Source organism: Nocardioides secundeburneus (assembly GCF_039939255.1).
Taxonomy (GTDB): Bacteria; Actinomycetota; Actinomycetes; order Propionibacteriales; family Nocardioidaceae; genus Nocardioides.
Genome location: NZ_JBDUUE010000002.1, coordinates 295036 through 312879 on the forward strand (window position 1 = coordinate 295036; position 17844 = coordinate 312879).

At 74.0% G+C, this 17844-nt stretch carries 22 protein-coding genes; 16 read left to right on the top strand and 6 right to left on the bottom strand.

What is annotated here, in order from left to right; all coding sequences use genetic code 11:
- The first annotated feature begins 31 nt into the window (after nt 1-31).
- Nucleotides 32-694, top strand: a complete 663-nt coding sequence (locus ABFT23_RS06365; RefSeq protein ID WP_347893393.1) for a VOC family protein — start codon at nt 32-34, stop codon at nt 692-694.
- A gap of 190 nt (nt 695-884) precedes the next feature.
- Here ABFT23_RS06365 and ABFT23_RS06370 read toward each other — a convergent pair whose 3' ends face one another.
- Nucleotides 885-1523 carry a hypothetical protein gene (locus ABFT23_RS06370; RefSeq protein WP_347893395.1) on the bottom strand — a complete coding sequence of 213 codons (639 nt, stop codon included), beginning with the start codon at nt 1521-1523 and terminating at the stop codon, nt 885-887.
- A 112-nt stretch (nt 1524-1635) separates the two neighbouring features.
- Between ABFT23_RS06370 and dapE the strand changes: the two genes are divergently transcribed.
- Genes dapE through ABFT23_RS06395 form a run of 5 tightly spaced genes read left to right on the top strand, consistent with a single transcriptional unit; the run spans nt 1636 to nt 5053 of the window.
- On the top strand, nt 1636-2709 hold the full coding sequence (dapE, locus tag ABFT23_RS06375) for a succinyl-diaminopimelate desuccinylase (RefSeq protein WP_347893397.1): 1074 nt from the start codon (nt 1636-1638) through the stop codon (nt 2707-2709).
- Nucleotides 2706-3431 carry an LOG family protein gene (locus ABFT23_RS06380; protein WP_347893398.1) on the top strand — a complete coding sequence of 242 codons (726 nt, stop codon included), beginning with the start codon at nt 2706-2708 and terminating at the stop codon, nt 3429-3431. The genes dapE and ABFT23_RS06380 overlap by 4 nt, the downstream gene beginning before the upstream one ends.
- On the top strand, nt 3428-3814 hold the full coding sequence (locus tag ABFT23_RS06385) for a DivIVA domain-containing protein (protein ID WP_347893400.1): 387 nt from the start codon (nt 3428-3430) through the stop codon (nt 3812-3814). Before ABFT23_RS06380 ends, ABFT23_RS06385 begins: the two co-directional genes overlap by 4 nt.
- A 13-nt stretch (nt 3815-3827) precedes the next feature.
- The gene (locus tag ABFT23_RS06390; protein ID WP_347893402.1) at nt 3828-4253 is read left to right on the top strand and encodes a hypothetical protein; all 426 of its coding nucleotides are present in this window, start codon (nt 3828-3830) and stop codon (nt 4251-4253) included.
- On the top strand, nt 4253-5053 hold the full coding sequence (locus ABFT23_RS06395; protein WP_347893404.1) for a M14 family zinc carboxypeptidase: 801 nt from the start codon (nt 4253-4255) through the stop codon (nt 5051-5053). The genes ABFT23_RS06390 and ABFT23_RS06395 overlap by 1 nt, the downstream gene beginning before the upstream one ends.
- 7 nt (nt 5054-5060) lie before the next feature.
- On the opposite strand, the gene ABFT23_RS06400 is transcribed toward ABFT23_RS06395, so the two are convergent.
- Nucleotides 5061-5855 carry an enoyl-CoA hydratase/isomerase family protein gene (locus ABFT23_RS06400; protein ID WP_347893406.1) on the bottom strand — a complete coding sequence of 265 codons (795 nt, stop codon included), beginning with the start codon at nt 5853-5855 and terminating at the stop codon, nt 5061-5063.
- Nucleotides 5856-6022: 167 nt separating this feature from the next.
- Here ABFT23_RS06400 and ABFT23_RS06405 point away from each other — a divergent pair, with 167 nt between their 5' ends.
- The 3 genes from ABFT23_RS06405 to ABFT23_RS06415 are packed head-to-tail and all read left to right on the top strand — an operon-like array spanning nt 6023 to nt 8115.
- Nucleotides 6023-6190 (top strand): DUF3117 domain-containing protein, encoded by a 168-nt coding sequence (locus tag ABFT23_RS06405; RefSeq protein WP_347893408.1) that lies wholly within the window; start codon nt 6023-6025, stop codon nt 6188-6190.
- Entirely contained in the window at nt 6187-7773 is a 1587-nt protein-coding gene (locus tag ABFT23_RS06410; RefSeq protein ID WP_347893410.1) for a leucyl aminopeptidase, read from the top strand. Before ABFT23_RS06405 ends, ABFT23_RS06410 begins: the two co-directional genes overlap by 4 nt.
- Before the next feature lie 3 nt (nt 7774-7776).
- Complete coding sequence (locus tag ABFT23_RS06415) at nt 7777-8115, top strand: hypothetical protein (RefSeq protein WP_347893412.1); 339 nt, start codon at nt 7777-7779, stop codon at nt 8113-8115.
- Nucleotides 8116-8225: 110 nt separating this feature from the next.
- Here the strand turns inward: ABFT23_RS06415 and ABFT23_RS06420 are convergent, their stop codons facing one another.
- Complete coding sequence (locus tag ABFT23_RS06420; protein ID WP_347893414.1) at nt 8226-8873, bottom strand: O-methyltransferase; 648 nt, start codon at nt 8871-8873, stop codon at nt 8226-8228.
- A gap of 162 nt (nt 8874-9035) precedes the next feature.
- Between ABFT23_RS06420 and sigE the strand changes: the two genes are divergently transcribed.
- The 3 genes from sigE to ABFT23_RS06435 are packed head-to-tail and all read left to right on the top strand — an operon-like array spanning nt 9036 to nt 11711.
- Nucleotides 9036-9638 carry an RNA polymerase sigma factor SigE gene (sigE, locus tag ABFT23_RS06425; RefSeq protein ID WP_457623059.1) on the top strand — a complete coding sequence of 201 codons (603 nt, stop codon included), beginning with the start codon at nt 9036-9038 and terminating at the stop codon, nt 9636-9638.
- A complete protein-coding gene (locus ABFT23_RS06430) occupies nt 9635-10141 on the top strand; it encodes a hypothetical protein (RefSeq protein WP_347893418.1) in 507 nt (168 codons plus the stop codon). The genes sigE and ABFT23_RS06430 overlap by 4 nt, the downstream gene beginning before the upstream one ends.
- Before the next feature lie 58 nt (nt 10142-10199).
- A complete protein-coding gene (locus tag ABFT23_RS06435) occupies nt 10200-11711 on the top strand; it encodes a S1C family serine protease (protein WP_347893420.1) in 1512 nt (503 codons plus the stop codon).
- A 21-nt stretch (nt 11712-11732) separates the two neighbouring features.
- Here the strand turns inward: ABFT23_RS06435 and ABFT23_RS06440 are convergent, their stop codons facing one another.
- On the bottom strand, nt 11733-11978 hold the full coding sequence (locus tag ABFT23_RS06440; protein WP_347893422.1) for a helix-turn-helix domain-containing protein: 246 nt from the start codon (nt 11976-11978) through the stop codon (nt 11733-11735).
- Nucleotides 11979-12086: 108 nt separating this feature from the next.
- Between ABFT23_RS06440 and ABFT23_RS06445 the strand changes: the two genes are divergently transcribed.
- Together ABFT23_RS06445 and ABFT23_RS06450 are read left to right on the top strand one after the other, a co-directional pair.
- Nucleotides 12087-12773, top strand: coding sequence for a hypothetical protein (locus ABFT23_RS06445; RefSeq protein WP_347893423.1), 687 nt, complete (start codon nt 12087-12089; stop codon nt 12771-12773).
- Nucleotides 12773-13993 (top strand): hypothetical protein, encoded by a 1221-nt coding sequence (locus ABFT23_RS06450; RefSeq protein ID WP_347893425.1) that lies wholly within the window; start codon nt 12773-12775, stop codon nt 13991-13993. The genes ABFT23_RS06445 and ABFT23_RS06450 overlap by 1 nt, the downstream gene beginning before the upstream one ends.
- A gap of 132 nt (nt 13994-14125) precedes the next feature.
- Here ABFT23_RS06450 and ABFT23_RS06455 read toward each other — a convergent pair whose 3' ends face one another.
- Together ABFT23_RS06455 and ABFT23_RS06460 are read right to left on the bottom strand one after the other, a co-directional pair.
- Entirely contained in the window at nt 14126-15463 is a 1338-nt protein-coding gene (locus ABFT23_RS06455; RefSeq protein ID WP_347893427.1) for a hypothetical protein, read from the bottom strand.
- Nucleotides 15460-15834 carry a hypothetical protein gene (locus tag ABFT23_RS06460; protein ID WP_347893429.1) on the bottom strand — a complete coding sequence of 125 codons (375 nt, stop codon included), beginning with the start codon at nt 15832-15834 and terminating at the stop codon, nt 15460-15462. The genes ABFT23_RS06455 and ABFT23_RS06460 overlap by 4 nt, the downstream gene beginning before the upstream one ends.
- Before the next feature lie 173 nt (nt 15835-16007).
- Here ABFT23_RS06460 and ABFT23_RS06465 point away from each other — a divergent pair, with 173 nt between their 5' ends.
- Nucleotides 16008-17462, top strand: a complete 1455-nt coding sequence (locus ABFT23_RS06465; protein WP_347893430.1) for a WS/DGAT/MGAT family O-acyltransferase — start codon at nt 16008-16010, stop codon at nt 17460-17462.
- Nucleotides 17459-17794 carry a DUF6912 family protein gene (locus ABFT23_RS06470; protein WP_347893432.1) on the top strand — a complete coding sequence of 112 codons (336 nt, stop codon included), beginning with the start codon at nt 17459-17461 and terminating at the stop codon, nt 17792-17794. Before ABFT23_RS06465 ends, ABFT23_RS06470 begins: the two co-directional genes overlap by 4 nt.
- Nucleotides 17795-17844: the final 50 nt, after the last annotated feature.

The following is a 17844-nucleotide window of genomic DNA, read 5'->3' on the forward strand; positions in this document are numbered from 1 at the left end:
CCGCCGCGGGGAACCCTGCTTGACTGCTGCGATGGCCATCGTGACGTGGAAGGACCTGTGCCTCGACGCACTCGACGTCGACGCCGTGTCGCGGTTCTGGGGCGCGGTCAGCGGTCTCGAGGTCACCGGGCCGGTCGACCACCGCTTCCTCGCCGGCCCCACCCCGCGCCACGGCGTGTGGGTCAACGGCGTCGACCGGCCGAAGCGGGCCAAGACCCGCCGGCACCTCGACGTCGACTGCGACTCCGTCGACGACCTCGTCGCGCTGGGCGCCTCGGTGGTCGCGCCGTCGTCCGAGACCGGGTTCGGCTGGACGACGATGACCGACCCCGAGGGCACCGAGTTCTGCGCCTTCGAGCGCGGCCGGGCAGTGCCCGACTACCGCGTGCACGGCATCGGCGTCGACTGTGCCGACGCGGCGGGCCTCGCGCGCTGGTGGGGCGGGCTGTTCGGGGTCGAGGCGGTCGAGGAGGAGTCGTGGTTCACGCTCGGGGGCGTCGCCGTCGACGACCGGTTCACCCTCGACTTCAACGACGTCCCCGAGCCCCGCAGCGAGCCGAGCCGGGTGCACTGGGACGTCGTGGGCGACGTCGCCGAGGTGCTCGCCCACGGCGCGACCGTGCTCTGGGAGCTGCCCGGCTGGACGACGCTCGCCGACCCCGAGGGCAACGAGTTCTGCGTCTTCGCTGTCTGATGGCGCGAGCGGAGCTCGCGCGTGGCGCGCCGCCTGAGGAGGCCGACCTCGGCACCCGCCGAGGGCACGTCCTCCGCTCCTTCGTCGCTCCGGCCGCACCCTCGTCACGCACCGAGACGGCCTCGCGGCACGCCGTCTCGGACTGCGCGAGCAGAGCTCGCGCTTGGCACGCCCGTCCCCGCGAGCCGTCTCAGCCGGTGCCGACGGTGCCGAGGGTGCCGCCCCAGCGCACGGTCGTGACGTCGGCGCTGGCGCTCGTGGCGGTGTAGAAGACCGCCAGGTAGATGCGGGCCCCGGCCGGGATCGCCACGGAGGCGCCCGGTGCCATCGCACACGCGGTTGCCGGCGCGGTGAACGAGCACAGGGGGAACGGCTGGCCGTCGACGATGAGGTTGAACGCCCGGCCGGTGCCGCCCGGCTGTGCCGGCTCGATGTCGGCGGTGAACTGTTGCAGCGTGGTGGCGACGGCCGGCGCCTTCGTCGAGGCGAGGTTGATGTTGCTGGTGACGATCCTCCCGTCGAGGGACACGTTGCGATTGCTGCCGGGAAGGTCGGCGCGGCCCGTGAAGACAGCGCTGGCCGGGCTGCCGGCCGGCCCCGTGGGTCCGGTGGCACCCGCCAGACCTGCCGGACCCGCTGGGCCTGTTGGGCCTGCCGGCAGCTGGTTCTGTGCGAAGTCGACGGCCCGCAGGCTGCGGTCCTTGACGTCGGCGGAGGTGATCGAGCCGTTCGTGACCTGGGGCGACCCGACGCTGTTGCGCGGCAGCTTGACGGCGGCGTACGACGTGCCGCCGAGCGCGACGACGAGCGCGAGCAGGGCCACGATCATGGGCGGGGACAGCAGGGAGCGCAGTCGGGTGATGGCGCGACGGTAGGACCGCGAACCACCCGCCGGAATGGCCCGATGGGGCCAGTGCACCCGCCGATGATTGACTGGCGCCATGCCACCGACGCCGGTCCTCGACCTGACCACCGACGCCGTCTCGCTGACCCGCCAGCTCGTCGACATCGAGTCGGTCAGCCTCGGCGAGCAGACGATCGCCGACGCCGTCGAGGCCGCGCTCACCGCGCTGCCGCACCTCACCGTGACCCGCCGCGGCCACACGGTCGTGGCGCGCACCGACCTCGGCCGCGCCGAGCGCGTCGTCATCGCCGGGCACCTCGACACCGTGCCGCTCAACGACAACCTCCCGAGCCGGCTCGACGAGGCCGCCGGGCTGTTGCACGGCCTCGGCACCTGCGACATGAAGGGCGGCGACGCCGTCATCCTCCGGCTCGCCGCCACGGTGCCCGAGCCGTCGCGCGACGTCACGTTCGTGCTCTACGAGGGCGAGGAGATCGACTCGGAGTTCAACGGGCTCAACAAGCTCTCGCGGAGCGACCCCGACCTGCTCGCCGCCGACTTCGCGATCCTCATGGAGCCCTCCGACGGCGTCGTCGAGGCCGGGTGCCAGGGCACGCTGCGCGTCGAGGTGCGCACCGTCGGCGAGCGGGCGCACTCGGCGCGGTCGTGGAAGGGCGTCAACGCCATCCACGGGGCCGCCGAGGTGCTCGCCCGGCTCAACGGCTACGAGGCGCGGCGTCCGGTGATCGACGGCCTCGAGTACCACGAGGGCCTCAACGCGGTCTCGATCCGCGGCGGCGTCGCCGGCAACGTGCTGCCCGACGAGTGCGTCGTCGAGGTCAACTTCCGCTTCGCCCCCGACCGGTCCGAGGCCGAGGCCGAGGCGTTCGTGCGCGAGTTCTTCGACGGCTTCGACGTCCGGCTCACCGACACCGCCCCCGGGGCGCTGCCCGGCCTCGACCGGCCGGCGGCGCAGCAGTTCGTCGAGGCCGTCGGCGGCGTCGTCAACCCGAAGTTCGGCTGGACCGACGTCGCCCGGTTCACCGTGCTCGGCGTGCCGGCGGTCAACTTCGGCCCCGGCGACCCGATGCTGGCCCACAAGCAGGAGGAGTTCGTGCCGGTCGCCCAGATCGAGCACTGCGAGAAGGTGCTGAAGGAGTGGCTGGCGTGAAGTCGAAGTCGAAGGGCCCCGTGATCCAGCGCCGCGCCCAGGTCGACGGCTCGACCACCGACCAGCGCCTGCTCGACTCGCGTGGACCCACCGACTGGGTGCACACCGACCCGTGGCGCGTGCTCCGCATCCAGTCCGAGTTCGTCGAGGGCTTCGGGGCCCTGGCCGACCTCGGGCCCGCCGTCTGCGTGTTCGGCTCGGCGCGCACGCCGTCCGACCACCCGTCGTACGCGCAGGGCGAGGAGGTCGGGCGCAAGCTCGTCGAGGCCGGCTTCGCCGTCATCACCGGCGGCGGCCCGGGCGCGATGGAGGCGGCCAACAAGGGCGCGTGCGAGGCCGGCGGCCTCAGCGTCGGGCTCGGCATCGAGCTGCCGTTCGAGTCGGGGCTCAACGAGTGGGTCGACGTCGGCATCAACTTCCGCTACTTCTTCGTGCGCAAGACCATGTTCGTCAAGTACAGCCAGGGTTTCGTGGTGCTGCCCGGCGGCCTCGGCACCCTCGACGAGATGTTCGAGGCGCTCACCCTCGCCCAGACGCAGAAGGTGAGCTCGTTCCCCGTCGTCCTGCTCGGCACCGACTACTGGTCGGGACTGCTCGACTGGCTGCGCGGCACCGTGCTCGCCGACGGCAAGATCTCCGAGTCCGACCTCGACCGGCTCGTCCTCACCGACGACGTCGACGAGGCCGTCGCCCTGATGACCGAGTCGCGGACGACGCCGTGACCTGGTTCTTCGGCGTCGTCGTCGTGGTCGTCATGGGCGCCATCGCGCTCGTCGCGGCCGGTCGGGGCGCGCCGATGGTCGAGGAGTACGACGACCGCCCCGACGCCCTCGTGCCGGCCACCGGCGACCTCGCCGGGCGCGACCTGCGCCGCGTCCGGTTCTCGCTCACGTTCCGCGGCTACCGGATGTCGGAGGTCGACGCCCTCCTCGGCCGCCTCGCCACCCAGCTGGAGGCGCACGAGGCGTGGCGGCCCGAGCAGGACGCGCAGCCCGCCGACCAGCCGGCGCCGCCGGTCGACCTCGGCAAGCCCGCCGGGCCCACGCCTGACGCGGCGACCGCGACCTCCGCGGAGCGCCCCCGGGACGACGTCCCACCCGGGTGAGACACTGCCGGGCATGTCGCCGCTGATCGTCCACGTGCTGACCGCACTGGCGGCGGTGGTCGTCGTGCTCACGCGGGTCCGCCTGCGACGCCGGCGCACCGGAGCCGGTCGTGTCGACATCGCGCGTGGCCCCGTTGCCGTCCACACCGTCGCCGGCGTGCTCGCCCTCGGCTTCTGGGTGCCGTTCCTGTTCATCGAGGGCCACGTCTCCGAGAGCACCTCGACGCTCGTCGGGCTCGCCGGGCTGGTGTTCTGGTGGATCGTCGTCCTCGCCGGCCTGCTGATCCTGATGCGCTGGCTGCCCGCCCGCGGCCGGCACGCCTCCGGCGTCGTCGAGGACTCCTGGTCGAGCGGACCCGGCCTGTCGTTGCTCGGCCACCTCGGCATGGTGGTCGGGGTCGTCGTGTTCACCTACGCCTACCTGACCAAGGCGGTCTGATGTCCCGTCCGACACGTCGTCTGCTCGTCGTCCTGGCCACCCTGGTGTCCGTGGTGGCCTCCGGGCTCGCCGTCCCTGCCGCGCCCGCGGCGGCCGCCGCACCCCGGCGCGCCGTCTTCGAGACCGAGGTGATCGGCCGCACGGTCGAGGGCCGGCCGATCCGCGCCTTCCACCTCGCCGACCCGCAGGTGACCCGGCGGCGTGACCGCGTCGTGCTGTTCTCGACGATGCACGGCAACGAGCGCGACACCCGGCACGCGCTCCGCGCGCTCGTCGACGGTCCACAGGTCTCCGGCATCGACCTGTGGGTCGTGCCGGTCTACAACCCCGACGGGCTGCAGCGGGGAACCCGCAAGAACGCGCGCGGCGTCGACCTCAACCGCAACTTCCCCTACCGCTGGGCCGACCTCGACGGCAACTACGAGTCGGGCGCGCGGCCGGCGTCCGAGCCCGAGACCCGTGCGGCGATGCGGTTCCTGCGCGAGGTCGACCCCGACTACCTGCTGAGCTTCCACCAGCCGCTGGACGGCGTCGACACCGACACGAAGCGCCCGGCGTTCGCGCGCCAGGTCGCCCGCGCGCTCGGGCTGCCCGAGCGGCGACTCGACTGCGGCGGCGTGTGCCACGGCACCATGACCGGCTGGTTCAACCACCACTTCGACGGCGTCGCGCTCACCGTCGAGTACGGCGTCAGCCCGTCGCGCACCCACCTCACGCGCACCGTGCCCGACCAGGTGCTGCGCATCTTCGGCGCCGGACGCGGGCCGGTCGCGGCCGCGCCGGCGGCGGGTGTGCGGTAGGTAGGGGTCAGCGGCCCTCGAAGACCGGCTTCTGCTTGGCCACGAAGGCCGCGACGGCGGCGCGGTGGTCGGCGGTCGCGCCGGTCTTGGTCATCATCGCGCTCTCGAGCTCGATCGCCTCGGCCAGGCCGACGCCGGCCGCGTGGTTGACCGAGCGGCGCATGGCCCCGAAGGCCACCGTCGGGCCGGCGGCGAGGCGACCGGCGAGGTCGGCGACGACGGCGTCGAGCTCGTCGCCCGGCACCACCTGCGTGGCCAGGCCGAGGGTGAGCGCCTCGTCGGCCCCGACCGTGCGCGGGAAGTACAGCAGCTCCATCGCCTTGGCCCGCCCGACCAGCAGCGGCAGGTGGTAGGAGGCGCCGGTGTCGCACGACAGGGCGACGTTGGCGAAGGCGAGGTTGAAGCCCGCGGTGTCGGCCACGATGCGCAGGTCGCAGGCGAACGACAGCGACGCGCCGGCGCCGGCCGCGACACCGTTGACCTTCGCGATCACCGGCTTCTCCATGCCGGCCAGCGCGGTGACGATCGGGTTGTAGTGACGCTCGACCGTGGTGAACAGCTCGTCGCTGCCGCCGTTCTCCAGCAGACGGATGTGCTCCTTGAGGTCCTGGCCCGTGCAGAACGAGCGGCCGGACCCGGTGAGGACGACGACGCGCGCGGCCGGGTCGGCCGCCACGGTCGTGACGGTCTCGAGCAGCAGCTCCTTGGTCGCGACGTCGAGGCTGTTCATCGCGTCGGGCCGGTTGAGCGTGATGGTGGCGACCCCGTCGGTGAGGTCGAGGAGCACGGGGGAGTCGGTCATGGCGGGGAGTCTGCCACTGCCCGGCGCCGGCTCCGGCGCGACGTCGTCGGCAGTCATCGGGACGTTGTGGTGCACCGACGAGCTGCCATGGGGGATAATGGAGGCCACACGAGCGTCGGCGGCACCGCCGCGCTCGGTTCGATGAGACTCGACGAAAGAGGTGCCGCATGGCGGCTATGAAGCCGCGGACCGGCGACGGTCCGCTGGAGGTCACCAAGGAAGGCCGCGGCATCGTCATGCGCGTGCCGCTCGAGGGCGGCGGCCGGCTCGTGGTCGAGCTCAACGCCGACGAGGCCGCCGCCTTGGGCAAGGCCCTCGACGACGTGGTCGGGTGACCTCGGGCACCACGGTCCGCCCGGTCCTGCCGGCCCAGGTCTCGCCGCCGGAGGTGGCGCTGACCGCGCAGCCGCTGCACGCACTGACGGGCGTCGACGTGGTCGCGCTGCCGGTCCACCCGGCCGACGACGACGCTGACGCCGGCGTCGGTGGCGGCGTCGTCCTCGGGCCCGGTGCCGCCGACCTCGGCGATCACCTCGGGCTCGACCTGCTCGACCTCGCCGAGGCCCTCCAGGCCACCGGCAAGGCCGGCGAGGTCGCCGTCGTCCCGGTGCCGCTCGGCGGTCCGGTCAACGCCGAGCTGCGGGTCGTGCTGCTGGTCGGCGTCGGCGCCGGCACGCCCACCGACCTGCGGCGCGCCGGCGCGGCCATCGCCCGCGCCACGCGCGACCGCGCCGCCGTCGCCACCACCATCGCCACCCTCGACCCCGACGGCATCGAGGCCGTCGTCGTGGGGGCGATGCTCGGCGCGTTCGCCTTCGCCTGGCGCGCCGAGGCGCCCGAGCACGTCCCGGTCGCCCGGCTCGTGCTGGCCGGGTCGCCGTCCGAGACCGTCGACGCCGACCAGGAGCTGCTGGCCCGGGCCGTCGCCCTCGGCGGCGCCGGGTGGCGCTCGCGCACCCTGGCCACCGTGCCGTCCAACCTCAAGTCGCCCGCCTGGCTGGCCGAGCAGGCCGAGGAGCTCGCCGCCGCCGCGGGTCTCGAGGTCAGGGTCTGGGACGACGAGCAGCTCGCCGCCGAGGGCTTCGGCGGCATCCTCGGCGTCGGCCAGGGCTCGGCCACGCCGCCGCGCCTGATCCGGCTCGACTACACCCCGCCGAAGGCCAACCGCCGCACGAAGACCGTCGTGCTGGTCGGCAAGGGCATCACCTTCGACTCCGGCGGCTACTCCATCAAGCCGGCCGCGTCGATGGTCGCCATGAAGCGCGACATGACCGGCGGCGCCGTGGTGCTGGCCACCATGGCCGCCCTCGCCGCCGTCGACTGCCCCGTGCGCGTGGTCGGGCTCGTGCCGGCCGCCGAGAACGCGATCTCGGGCAGCGCGACCCGGCCGGGCGACGTCCTGCGCCACTACGGCGGCCGCACGACCGAGGTCACCAACACCGACGCCGAGGGCCGGCTGGTCATGGCCGACGCGCTCGCCTACGCCGTCGCCGAGCTCAAGCCCGCGGCCGTCGTCGACGTCGCCACGCTCACGGGCGCCATCAAGGTCGGCCTCGGCCAGCAGGTCGGCGGCCTGTTCGCCACCGACGACGCCCTCGCCGCAGCGATCCTCGCCTCGGGCGAGTCGGCCGGCGAGCCGTTCTGGCGCATGCCGCTGCACGCGGGCTACCAGGACAAGCTGGCCTCGAAGGTCGCCGACGCCGACAACGGCCCCTCGGGGCCCGGCGCGATCATGGCTGCGCTGTTCCTCAAGGCGTTCGTGGGCGACGTCCCGTGGGCCCACCTCGACATCGCCTCGGTCGGCGACGCACCCGCCGACCGGCACGAGTGGACCGAGGGTCCCACCGGCTTCGGCCCGCGCGCGCTGCTCACCTGGCTCGGCTCCGACGACCCGCTCGCCGGGGTCGGGACGAGCTAGCCGGTGCGCTCGCTCACGATCCGCTGGTCGCTCGCCGACGCGCCCGACGGCGTCGTCGGCGAGCTCGCCTCGTTCGTCGAGTCCACGTCGCACGCCCGCTTCACCGGCATGTCCGGCCTGCGCTACAAGACCTGGCGCTACCGGCCGGGGGAGTGGTTCGAGGGCCACTACGTGTTCGCGACGTCCGAGGCCCGGGCGGCGTTCCACGACGAGTTCGTCGCCGGCCAGGCCGACGCGCCCGGCACCCGGATCGTCGGCAGCGAGCCGATCCTGGTCGAGGCCTCCGAGGTGATGGCCGTCGCCGAGGGCTGGGACGGCTTCGAGCCGACGCCGCGCGCCTGACCGCCCGAGCCGCCCAGGGAGCTCGCGCGCTTCTCAGGTGTGGCAACCCCTGGGAACGTCAGGAACACCCGGTGCACCGGGTATTCGTGTGACGGGTGGGGCCGCCGGGTTCAGCGCTTGCGGGCCAGGAGCAGCCCGTCGCCGACCGGCAGCAGCAACGGCACGAGGTCGTCGTGCTCGGCGACGGCGGTGAGCAGGTCGCGGACGGCGACGGTGTCGGCGTCGCGCTGGGCGGGGTCGGCGACCTTGTCGTGCCACAGGGCGTTGTCAAAGGCCAGGACGCCGCCGGGGCGGAGCAGGCGGAGGGCCTCGGCCAGGTAGGCGGGGTACTCGGCCTTGTCGCCGTCGGCGAAGACGATGTCGTAGTGGGCGTCGGTCAGGCGCGGCAGGACGTCGAGCGCCGCGCCGGCGATGGTGCGCACCCGCTGCGCGGCGATGCCGGCCTCGACGAAGCCCTCGCGCGCCAGGCGCTGGTGCTCGGCCTCGAGGTCGACCGTGGTGAGCACGCCCTCGGGGTGCATGCCGCGCAGCAGCCACAGCCCCGAGACGCCGGTACCGGTGCCGACCTCGACGACGGCCCTCGCGTCGAGCGCGGCGGCCAGGAAGCGCAGCGCGGCGCCGCCGCCGCTGCCGATCGCGACGACGCCGACCTCGGCGGCCCGGGCCCGCGCCGCGGCGACGACGGCGTCCTCCTCGACGTAGGTCTCGGCGAAGGTCCAGCTCGACGCGGAGAGCGGCGGGGTCGGCGTGCTCGGCATGAGCCGCACGCTATCGCTCCGGAGGTCACCGAGCCGGGAACACGAGCCGTACGCCGTCCGTTGGTTGCTCACAGGGAACGTTCAGCCACACGCACTAGCGTCCATGCCACCACAGACTCAGGATCGACCAAGCCGATGCCACGCCAGCGACGAAGGACCGCCGTGACCGACCTCCAGGACCCGCCCCAGCAGGGCGTGCCGACCTGGGACGAGATCGTCGAGCGCCACTCCGACCGGGTCTACCGGCTCGCCTACCGGCTCACGGGCAACCGCCCCGACGCCGAGGACCTCACGCAGGAGGTCTTCGTCCGGGTCTTCCGCTCGCTGTCGTCCTACACGCCCGGTACGTTCGAGGGCTGGCTGCACCGCATCACCACGAACCTGTTCCTCGACCAGGCCCGCCGCAAGCAGCGCATCCGCTTCGACGCGCTGTCCGACGAGCGGGCCGACCGGCTCTCGAGCCCGTCGCCGGCACCCGACGCCGCCTACGCCGACCGCACCTTCGACGACGACATCGAGACCGCGCTCGCCACGCTGCCGCCCGACTTCCGCGTCGCCGTCGTGCTGTGCGACGTCGAGGGCCTGACCTACGAGGAGATCGCGAACATCCTCGGCGCCAAGCTCGGCACCGTCCGCTCGCGCATCCACCGCGGCCGCGCGATGCTCCGTGCCGCGCTCGCCCACCGGGCCCCGGTCGAGGGCCGGGCCCGCTACTCCGGGCCGTCGAGCGCGCCCGAGACGGCCGGTCGGGGGCGCGGGGCATGACCGGGCACCTCGGACGACGGGTCAGCGACCTGCTCGACGGCCAGCTGAGCGCTGCCGAGGCCGACGCCGCCTGGGCCCACGTGCACACCTGCCACACCTGCCGCGACGACGTCGAGCGCGAGGGGTGGGTCAAGACCCGCCTGTCGACCCTGTCGTTCGGTGACGATCGCGGCGCGTGCGCGCCCGACCACCTCAAGGGCATGCTGCTCGGCATGCCGCCGGGCGACTGCTTCCTCGGCGGGCCCGCCGACCCGGGCCGGCGCGGCCCGCAGGGGCAGCACGACCTCGCCAACCGGCGTCCGCGCCGGAGCGTGGGCGGCATGGTCGGCTTCGCCGCCATCGGCGGCAGTGCCGCCGGCGCCGCCGTCATGGGGGTGCTGGCCCTCGGCACGGCGCCCGCCGACGCGCCGACACCGGTGCGGTCCGAACGTCAGCAGCAGCCCGTCGTCCAGACCCCGCCCAGCCAGGTCGCGCCGCGCTACAACGTGCGTTTGAGCCGCTGAGCCGGCACCGACCACGCGGGTGACGACGCCCCTACCGGGCACAGGGGATGATGGAACCGTGAACGACCAGCAGCCCGACCGGCAGCCCGACGAGGGCGTGGCGCCGGGTCCGCCGCCCCCGCCGCCGGGCCACCAGCCGGCCGATCCGCTGAACGACCCGTGGGGCGAGCAGCAGTCCCAGCACGCGCCCGAGCAGCCGAGCCAGCAGGAGGCCCAGCAGGCCGACCCGCAGGACGACGCGCTCACCCAGCCGTTGTCCGGGCTCCCGACCGGGGCGCCCGAGACGGCGTCCGACCCGCTGTTCGCGCCGGTGTCGCGGCCGCTGCCGCCGGCGCCGTCGAAGCCGTGGTCCGACTACGCCGGCCACACGACGCCGATGCCCGCCGGCCCGCCGCCCGAGAGGTCGTCGAGCCCGTCGTACGGCCTGGGTGCCGGCGCGCCGGTCGACTACACCGCCTCGACCAGCCGCCAACGACGCATCACCCTCGCCCGCTGGACCTGGCCGGCCATCGCGTTCCTCGCCCTCGTCGTCGGCCTGATCGGCGGCGTCACCGGCAGCGTCGTCTACAAGCAGGCCACCGACCAGGCCGCGCCGCCCTACCGCGGCCTCGAGGACGACGAGATCGTCGAGCTCCCGCCGGTCGAGGACGGCGGCGTCGCGGCGGTCGCCGAGACCATGCTGCCCAGCACGGTGCAGATCCTCGCCTCGCTCGGCGGCCAGGCCGACGGCGCCACGGGGTCGGGCTTCGTGCTCGACGAGGACGGCCACATCATCACCAACAACCACGTGGTGGCCGGCGCCGCCGACGGTGGCACCGTGCGGGTCGTCGACCACGAGGGCAACACGCACTCCGTCACCATCGTCGGGCGCAGCCCCGTCTACGACCTCGCCGTCCTCCAGCTGCCCGACGACGTCGACCTCGAGCCCGCGGCCCTCGGTGCGTCGCGGTTCCTGCGTGTGGGCGACGGCGTCGTCGCGATCGGCTCGCCGCTCGGCCTCAGCGCCACCGTCACCTCCGGCATCGTCAGCGCGCTCAACCGGCCGGTCAGCACCGGGCGGCAGAGCGACGAGACGTCGTACATCAACGCCGTTCAGACCGACGCCGCGATCAACCCCGGCAACTCCGGCGGCCCGCTGGTCAACCTGCGCGGTCAGGTCGTGGGGGTCAACTCCGCCATCGCCACGAGCGGTGGCGCGACCAATGGCGAGGCCGGCAACATCGGCGTCGGCTTCGCGATCCCGGTCGAGCAGGTGCGCATCACCGCCGACCAGATCCTCAAGACCGGCGAGGCGCGCTACCCCGTGATCGGCGCCCAGGTGGGCGGCGCCGAGTCGAGCACGGTCGAGGGCGCCCGCCTGCAGGAGGTCAACCCCGACACCCCCGCCGAGGAGGCCGGGCTCGAGTCGGGCGACGTCGTCACGCAGGTCGACGGCATGCGCGTCGTCGACGGCATCTCGCTCATCGTCACCATCCGCACCCACCAGCCGGGCGAGGAAATCGAGTTCACCTACGTCCGCGACGGCCAGGAGCGGACGGCGACCGTGGTGCTCGACTCCGAGGTCGGCTGAGCGCGCCCGCGGGCCCGCTCGTCACTCGACCTCGACGCCCCGCTCGTCCTCGACGAACGGGTGCTCGTCGACGAAGGCCTTGGTGTCGGTGTAGGCCCGGGCGATGTACTCCTCGAGCTTCGAGGACTCGACGCGCCACTGGCCGCGGCCGCCGATCTTGATGGCCTCGAGCTCGCCGCGGCGCACCATCGCGTAGACCTGCGCGCTGGAGGTGTTCAGCACCTCGGCGACGTCGGCCAGGGTCAGGAAGCGTGGGGTGCCGGGCATGGGCCCATCGTCGCACCTCCGAGAAGGCCGGTGTCAGGTCCCTCCACAGACCTCCGGGCCTGTGGAGAGGGGCGTGACCGAACCGCTCCGGTCCCGCATGATGTGCGCGTGCGCAAGAATCTCGGAGCTCAGGGCGGCCCGGTGCCGCCGCCGGCCGTCCGCTCGTCGACCCCGGGATGGCGCGACCCGCGGCTGTGGGTCGGGGTCGCCGTCGTGGCCGGCTCGGTGGTGGCCGGCAGCCGGGTGCTGGCCGCTGCCGACGACACCGTGCAGGTGTGGGCCGTGGCCGACGAGGCCCGCCCGGGCGAGCCGATCACCGACGACGACCTCGTCGCCCGGCGGCTGCGCTTCGCCGACGACGCCGACCTCGACCGCTACTTCGCGGTCGACGACGGCTTCCCCGACGACCTCACCGTGCTCCGCACCCTCGGCGAGGGCGAGCTCGTGCCCCGCACCGCGGTGGGCCCGCCGGCCGACGACGACACGGTGACCATCGCCCTCGCCGTCAGCCGGCTGCTGGTGCCCGGCGCCGTGTCGGCCGGCTCCGTCGTCGACGTCTACGTGGCCGGCGACCCGTCCACGAGCCCGGCGGCCCCGGGCGGCACCGAGGCCGTCGACCGCCGGGCCGGCGAGCCCGTGCTGACCGACGTCCGCGTGGTCGACGTCTCCGACGGCGGCGACGCGACGGGCGATCGCAAGGTCGAGCTCGCGGTGCCCGACGACGCCGTCGAGGGCTACTACGCGGTGCTCGGCGGCCTGACCGCGCCGGTCGTCTCCCTGGCCCAGGTCGGCTGATGATCGTCGTGCTCGTCGTCGCCTCGGGCGCGGCGTGGGAGTCGCCGGCGCTCACCGCGCTGGGCGACCACCCGGGCACGGTCGTGCTCAAGCGGTGCGTCGACGTCGACGACCTGCTCGCCGCGGCGTCGTCCGGGCAGGCGCAGGCGGCGGTGCTGGGGCTCGAGACGCGCGGGCTCGACGCCGCCACGGTCGCCCGGCTCGGCGAGCACGGCGTGCGCACGGTGGCCGTGGTCGCCGACGACCAGGCCGAGGGCGGTCTCGCCCGAGCCGCCCGCATCGGCATCCGCTCGGTGCTGCCGGCGTCGGCGATCGCCCGCGTGCCCGAGGCGGTGCTCGCCGCCGGGACGGCGGGCGCCGACACCCGCCCGGCCGCGTCGCTGCCGCCGCCGCCCCCGGCGCCGCCGAGCGACGTCCCCGTGGCCGACGGCCGCGTGGTCGCGGTGTGGGGGCCGGCGGGCAGCCCCGGTCGCAGCACCGTCGCCGCCGCGGTGGCCGCCGATCTCGCGCGCCGTCACCGCCGCACCGTGCTCGTCGACGGCGACCCCTACGGCGGCTCGATCGCCCAGCAGCTCGGCATCCTCGACGAGGTCTCCGGCCTGCTCGCCGCGGCCCGGCTGGCCACGAGCGGGCAGCTGGAGGAGCGGTTCACCAGCGTGCAGCGCGGGCTCGACCCGCGCCTGTCGGTGATCACCGGCCTGCCGCGGGCCGACCGCTGGACCGAGGTCCGCGGCGGTGTGCTCGAGCACGTGCTCGAGCTCGGCCGCGCGGTCGGTCAGGTGGTGGTCGACACCGGGTTCAGCCTCGAGACCGACCCGGGCGCCGAGCTCTCGGGGCGCCCGTCGCGCAACCAGCTCACGCTGGGCGCGCTCGACGTCGCCGACGACGTCGTCGTGGTGGGCTCGGCCGACCCCGTCGGCCTCTCGCGCCTGGCCCGCGGGCTCGCCGACCTGCAGGAGGTGGTCGGGCCCGTGCCGGTGCACGTCGTCGTCAACCGCATGCGAGCCTCGCTCGGCTGGTCGGAGAAGGAGGTCGCCGGCATGGTCGGCGGCTTCGCCCGCCTCGCCGCCCTGCACTTCCTGCCCGACGACCGCGCCGCCGTCGACCGCGCGCTCGTCGCCGGCCGCACCCTGCTCGAGTCGGGCGACTCCGCGCTCACCAAGGCCGTCTCGGTCCTCGTCGACGCGCTGGTGGCCGGGGCCGACGTTCCGGTTGCCTGAGACCTTCTCCGGAGGCCCGCCCGCCGCGATAGTCCCGGATGTTCTGGTCGCCGTAGCGGCCGAAAAACGACGAGATCGTCCGGGACTATCCCCGACGTCAGCAGCCCCCGCCTGAGCCCTACCGAGGACGGGTCAGGCGGAGAAGAGCAGGTAGAGGCCGCCGCTGGTGAAGCCGACCATCGCGATCAGCAGCGGCAGCTGCCCGGTGAGCTGGTGCTTGGCCGGCAGCACCTTGAGGGCGCGGTCGTGGGCGACGATCGCGGCCAGCACGTGCCCGACGACGACGGCGCCGACCTTGATGTTGGCCAGCAGCGTCGGGTGGTAGGCCAGCCAGGTGACGTCGCGCCAGTCGGCGGTGCCGAAGTAGTTGGCGCCGGTGCTGAACGGGTCGCTGGCGAGCACGAGCGTGCGCGAGCCGATCTCGACGAAGTAGCTCAGGTAGTGCGCGACGACGTAGCCGACCACGATCGGGATGATCGAGAACGCGAACAGGTCGGGCAGCTCGCGACGGTCGGCCTCCGGGCCGACGCCGGTGAGCATGCAGCCGACGGCGAAGATCGCCATGGCCAGCAGGCAGAACCCGATCAGGGTGACGTTCTTGATCAGGTAGCCGTCGATGTCGGTGCCCTGCACGAACCGCACGAACGGCGGCGACTCGCCGAAGGAGTCGAAGCCGGTGCTGCCGAACAGCACGCCCATGACGCCGATGAGGCCGGGCACCGCGGGCACGGTGGACAGGTGGGCGAGGGGGCTGACGACGTGCAGACGGCCCTCGCGCACGTGCCAGACCGACAGCTTCGAGGCGAGCGTCGAGTAGACCTCGAACGGGTCGGCGCGCTCGTAGAACCGGGTGCCGAACAGGGCGCCGCCGATGAGCATCGCGGCCACGTAGACGGCGAACCAGAGCCGTACCGGGCTCAGCTCGGTGGACGACGGGTAGACCAGCTCGAGCCACACGAAGGCGAACAGGCCGACCGCCGCCGGCCAGTAGCCCAGCCGCGCCGGGTAGGCGTACAGCCCCTCGTCGGGGTCGCTGCCGGCGATCCGGGCGAACAGCAGGTTGATGGTGCGGACCGGGCTGATGGTCTTCCAGAACGGTCCGAACAGCACCGAGGCGAACACGACGCCGACCCACAGCCAGACGTAGATGATGCCGAAGAAGGGGTTGATGGTCTTGTCGACACCGGCGACCGCGACCACGACGGTGTAGAGGAAGACGACCATGCCGAAGACGCGCAACGCGATCGCGAACGCGGGGTGCGACACGACGGCCTGCACGACCGCGGGCACCGGCCGACCGGTCGGGTCGTCGCCGTAGCGCGGCGTGCGCCAGGCGACGGCGAGCACCGTGAACGAGACGACGAGCGCCGCGACGGCGCCCGAGACGGCCAGGCCGAGCGAGATCGGCAGGTCCTGCTGGCCGCCGATGCCGTGGGCCGAGAGGTCACCTGCCGCCTGCAGCGGACTCACGAGATCTCGAGCTCGACGACCGGGCCCTCGAACGGCTCGTGCAGCTCGACCTCGACGATGCCGGGACGGTCGAACCGCAGGCCGATCGGCGCGTTCTCGCCGGCGGTGAACTCGCGCGTCGTCTCGGGGGAGGAGTGCACGTGCAGCTCGCCCGGCTCGTCGGCGGTGACCACGATGTCGACGGGCTGGTCGACATCGACCTCGACCCGGTCGCCGGACGGCGTCACGGTGCCGCCGTCGACGGTGACCTCGATCGTGATGGGTTCGGTGCTGCCGCCGCCGTCGTCGCCGCCGCAGGCGGTGAGCAGGCTGACGAGGGCGAGCACGGGCAGGACGGCGGCGACGGTGCCGCGGCGGGCTCGGCGGTTCACGAGCTACCCACTTCCGTTGGACGACAGGCCGGACGGGGTGGCGCACCAGGCTCCGTCCTCTGCGAGAATCCCACGACCGGCCAACCCGTCGGACGGCGACCTGGGTCGCGTACGGTCGGCCATGACCGGGATCACGGGCCGACGGGCTCTGGAGGGCACGTGGAGGACAGCGCATGAGCGAGCGGCTGCGGGCCCGCGACCTGGCCTTCCTCACCGCCGAGACGGCCACGGCGCCGCGCCACAACGCGACGGTCGAGATCTTCGAGCCGGGCGGGTCCGGCTTCGACCACGACCGGCTGCGCGCCCTCGTCTCCGACCGCATCTCCTTCGTGCCGCGCTACCGCCAGCGTCTGGTCACCGTGCCCGGGCGCCTGGCCACCCCGATGTGGGTCGACGACGACCACTTCGACCTCGACTACCACCTGCGCCGCTCCGCGCTGCCGCGTCCGGGCAGCGACGAGCAGCTGCGCGAGCTGGTCTCGCGCATCGTCGGACGCCGCCTCGACCGCGACCGGCCGCTGTGGGAGATCTACGTCGTCGAGGGTCTCCGCGACGACCGGGTCGCCCTGCTCTCCAAGAGCCACCAGGCGCTCGTCGACGGCGTCCACACGGTCGATCTCGGCCAGCTGCTGCTCGACACGTCGCCCGAGCCGAAGATCCTCGACCCCGACGACTGGACGCCGCGCGCGGCGCCGTCGCCGGCCGAGCTGCTCGCCGGCGCGGTCGTCGACTCCCTCACCACCCGCGACACCCTCGTCGAGTCGGTCAGCGTCGCCGCCGGCGGCGCCCGGCGCACGGCCGACGCCGTCAACCACCGGGTGCGCACCGTCGCCTCGGCGCTCACCGGACGCCGTCCGTCGGGCCGCGGGCCCGTCGTCGGCCCGCTCTCGCAGCACCGCCGGGTCGTCACCGTCGAGACCCGGCTGAGCGACTACCGCCGCATCCGCGAGACCCACGGCGGCACGGTCAACGACGTCATCCTCGCCTCGATCACCGGCGGCCTGCGCAACTGGCTCATGACCCGGGCCGAGTCGCTGGGTGGGCTGCGCCAGCTGCGCGCCGTCGTCCCGGTCTCGGTGATCGACGACGAGCTCGAGGCCACCTCGCTCGGCAGCCAGATCACCGCCCACTTCGTCGAGCTGCCGGTGGCCGAGGCGAGCCCGCTGGTGCGCCTGCACCAGGTCTCCTACTCGTTCCAGGCGCACGCCGAGACCGGGCGCAGCGTGGCGGCCAACCGGCTCGCGGGCATCGCCGGCTTCGCGCCGACCACCTTCCACGCCATCGGCTCGCGGGTCGCCTCCGACGAGCTGCGCCGCGGCTACCACCTCTCGGTCACCAACGTGCCCGGCCCGCAGTCGCCGCTGTACGCGGCCGGGGCGCGCATGGTCGCCAGCTACCCGGTGCCGCCGCTGCACGAGGGCCACCCGCTCGCGATCGGCGTCACCTCCTACGACGGCAAGGTGTTCTACGGCCTCACCGCCGACCGCGACGCGCTGCCCGACGCCGACCTGCTCGGCACCTGCATCTCCGAGGCGCTCGACGAGCTGCTGGCCACCGTCACCGCCGTCCGCGCGCCCCGGGGCCGCAAGCGACCCGCGGCCAAGCGCACCGCCAAGGCCCCCGAGTGACCCGCCTCTACCTGCCGCTCGCCCTCGACGACCTGCGCGCCGCCTGGGCCGCGGGCGGCGTCGCGATGCCCGACGACGCGGGGTTCGTCGAGGCGGAGTCCGACGACGAGGAGTCCGAGTACGCCGCGCTGATGACCGCGGCCGACCTCGCCGACCCGCGCCGCCGGGTCGTCGTCGTCGTCGAGCTGGCCACGGTCCCGCCGGTGGGCTCGACGGTCCCGCTCAAGCGCGTCGTCGCCGTCCACGCCGACCCGGCCGAGCGACCCGACGACGCCGACCCCGACGACGACCTCGCCTGGTACGCCACGCAGGAGGTCGGCGGGCTGCTGTGACGGCGTGAGCGCCGACTCGGCGTCGGGAGGGTGCGTCACTACAGTCGGTG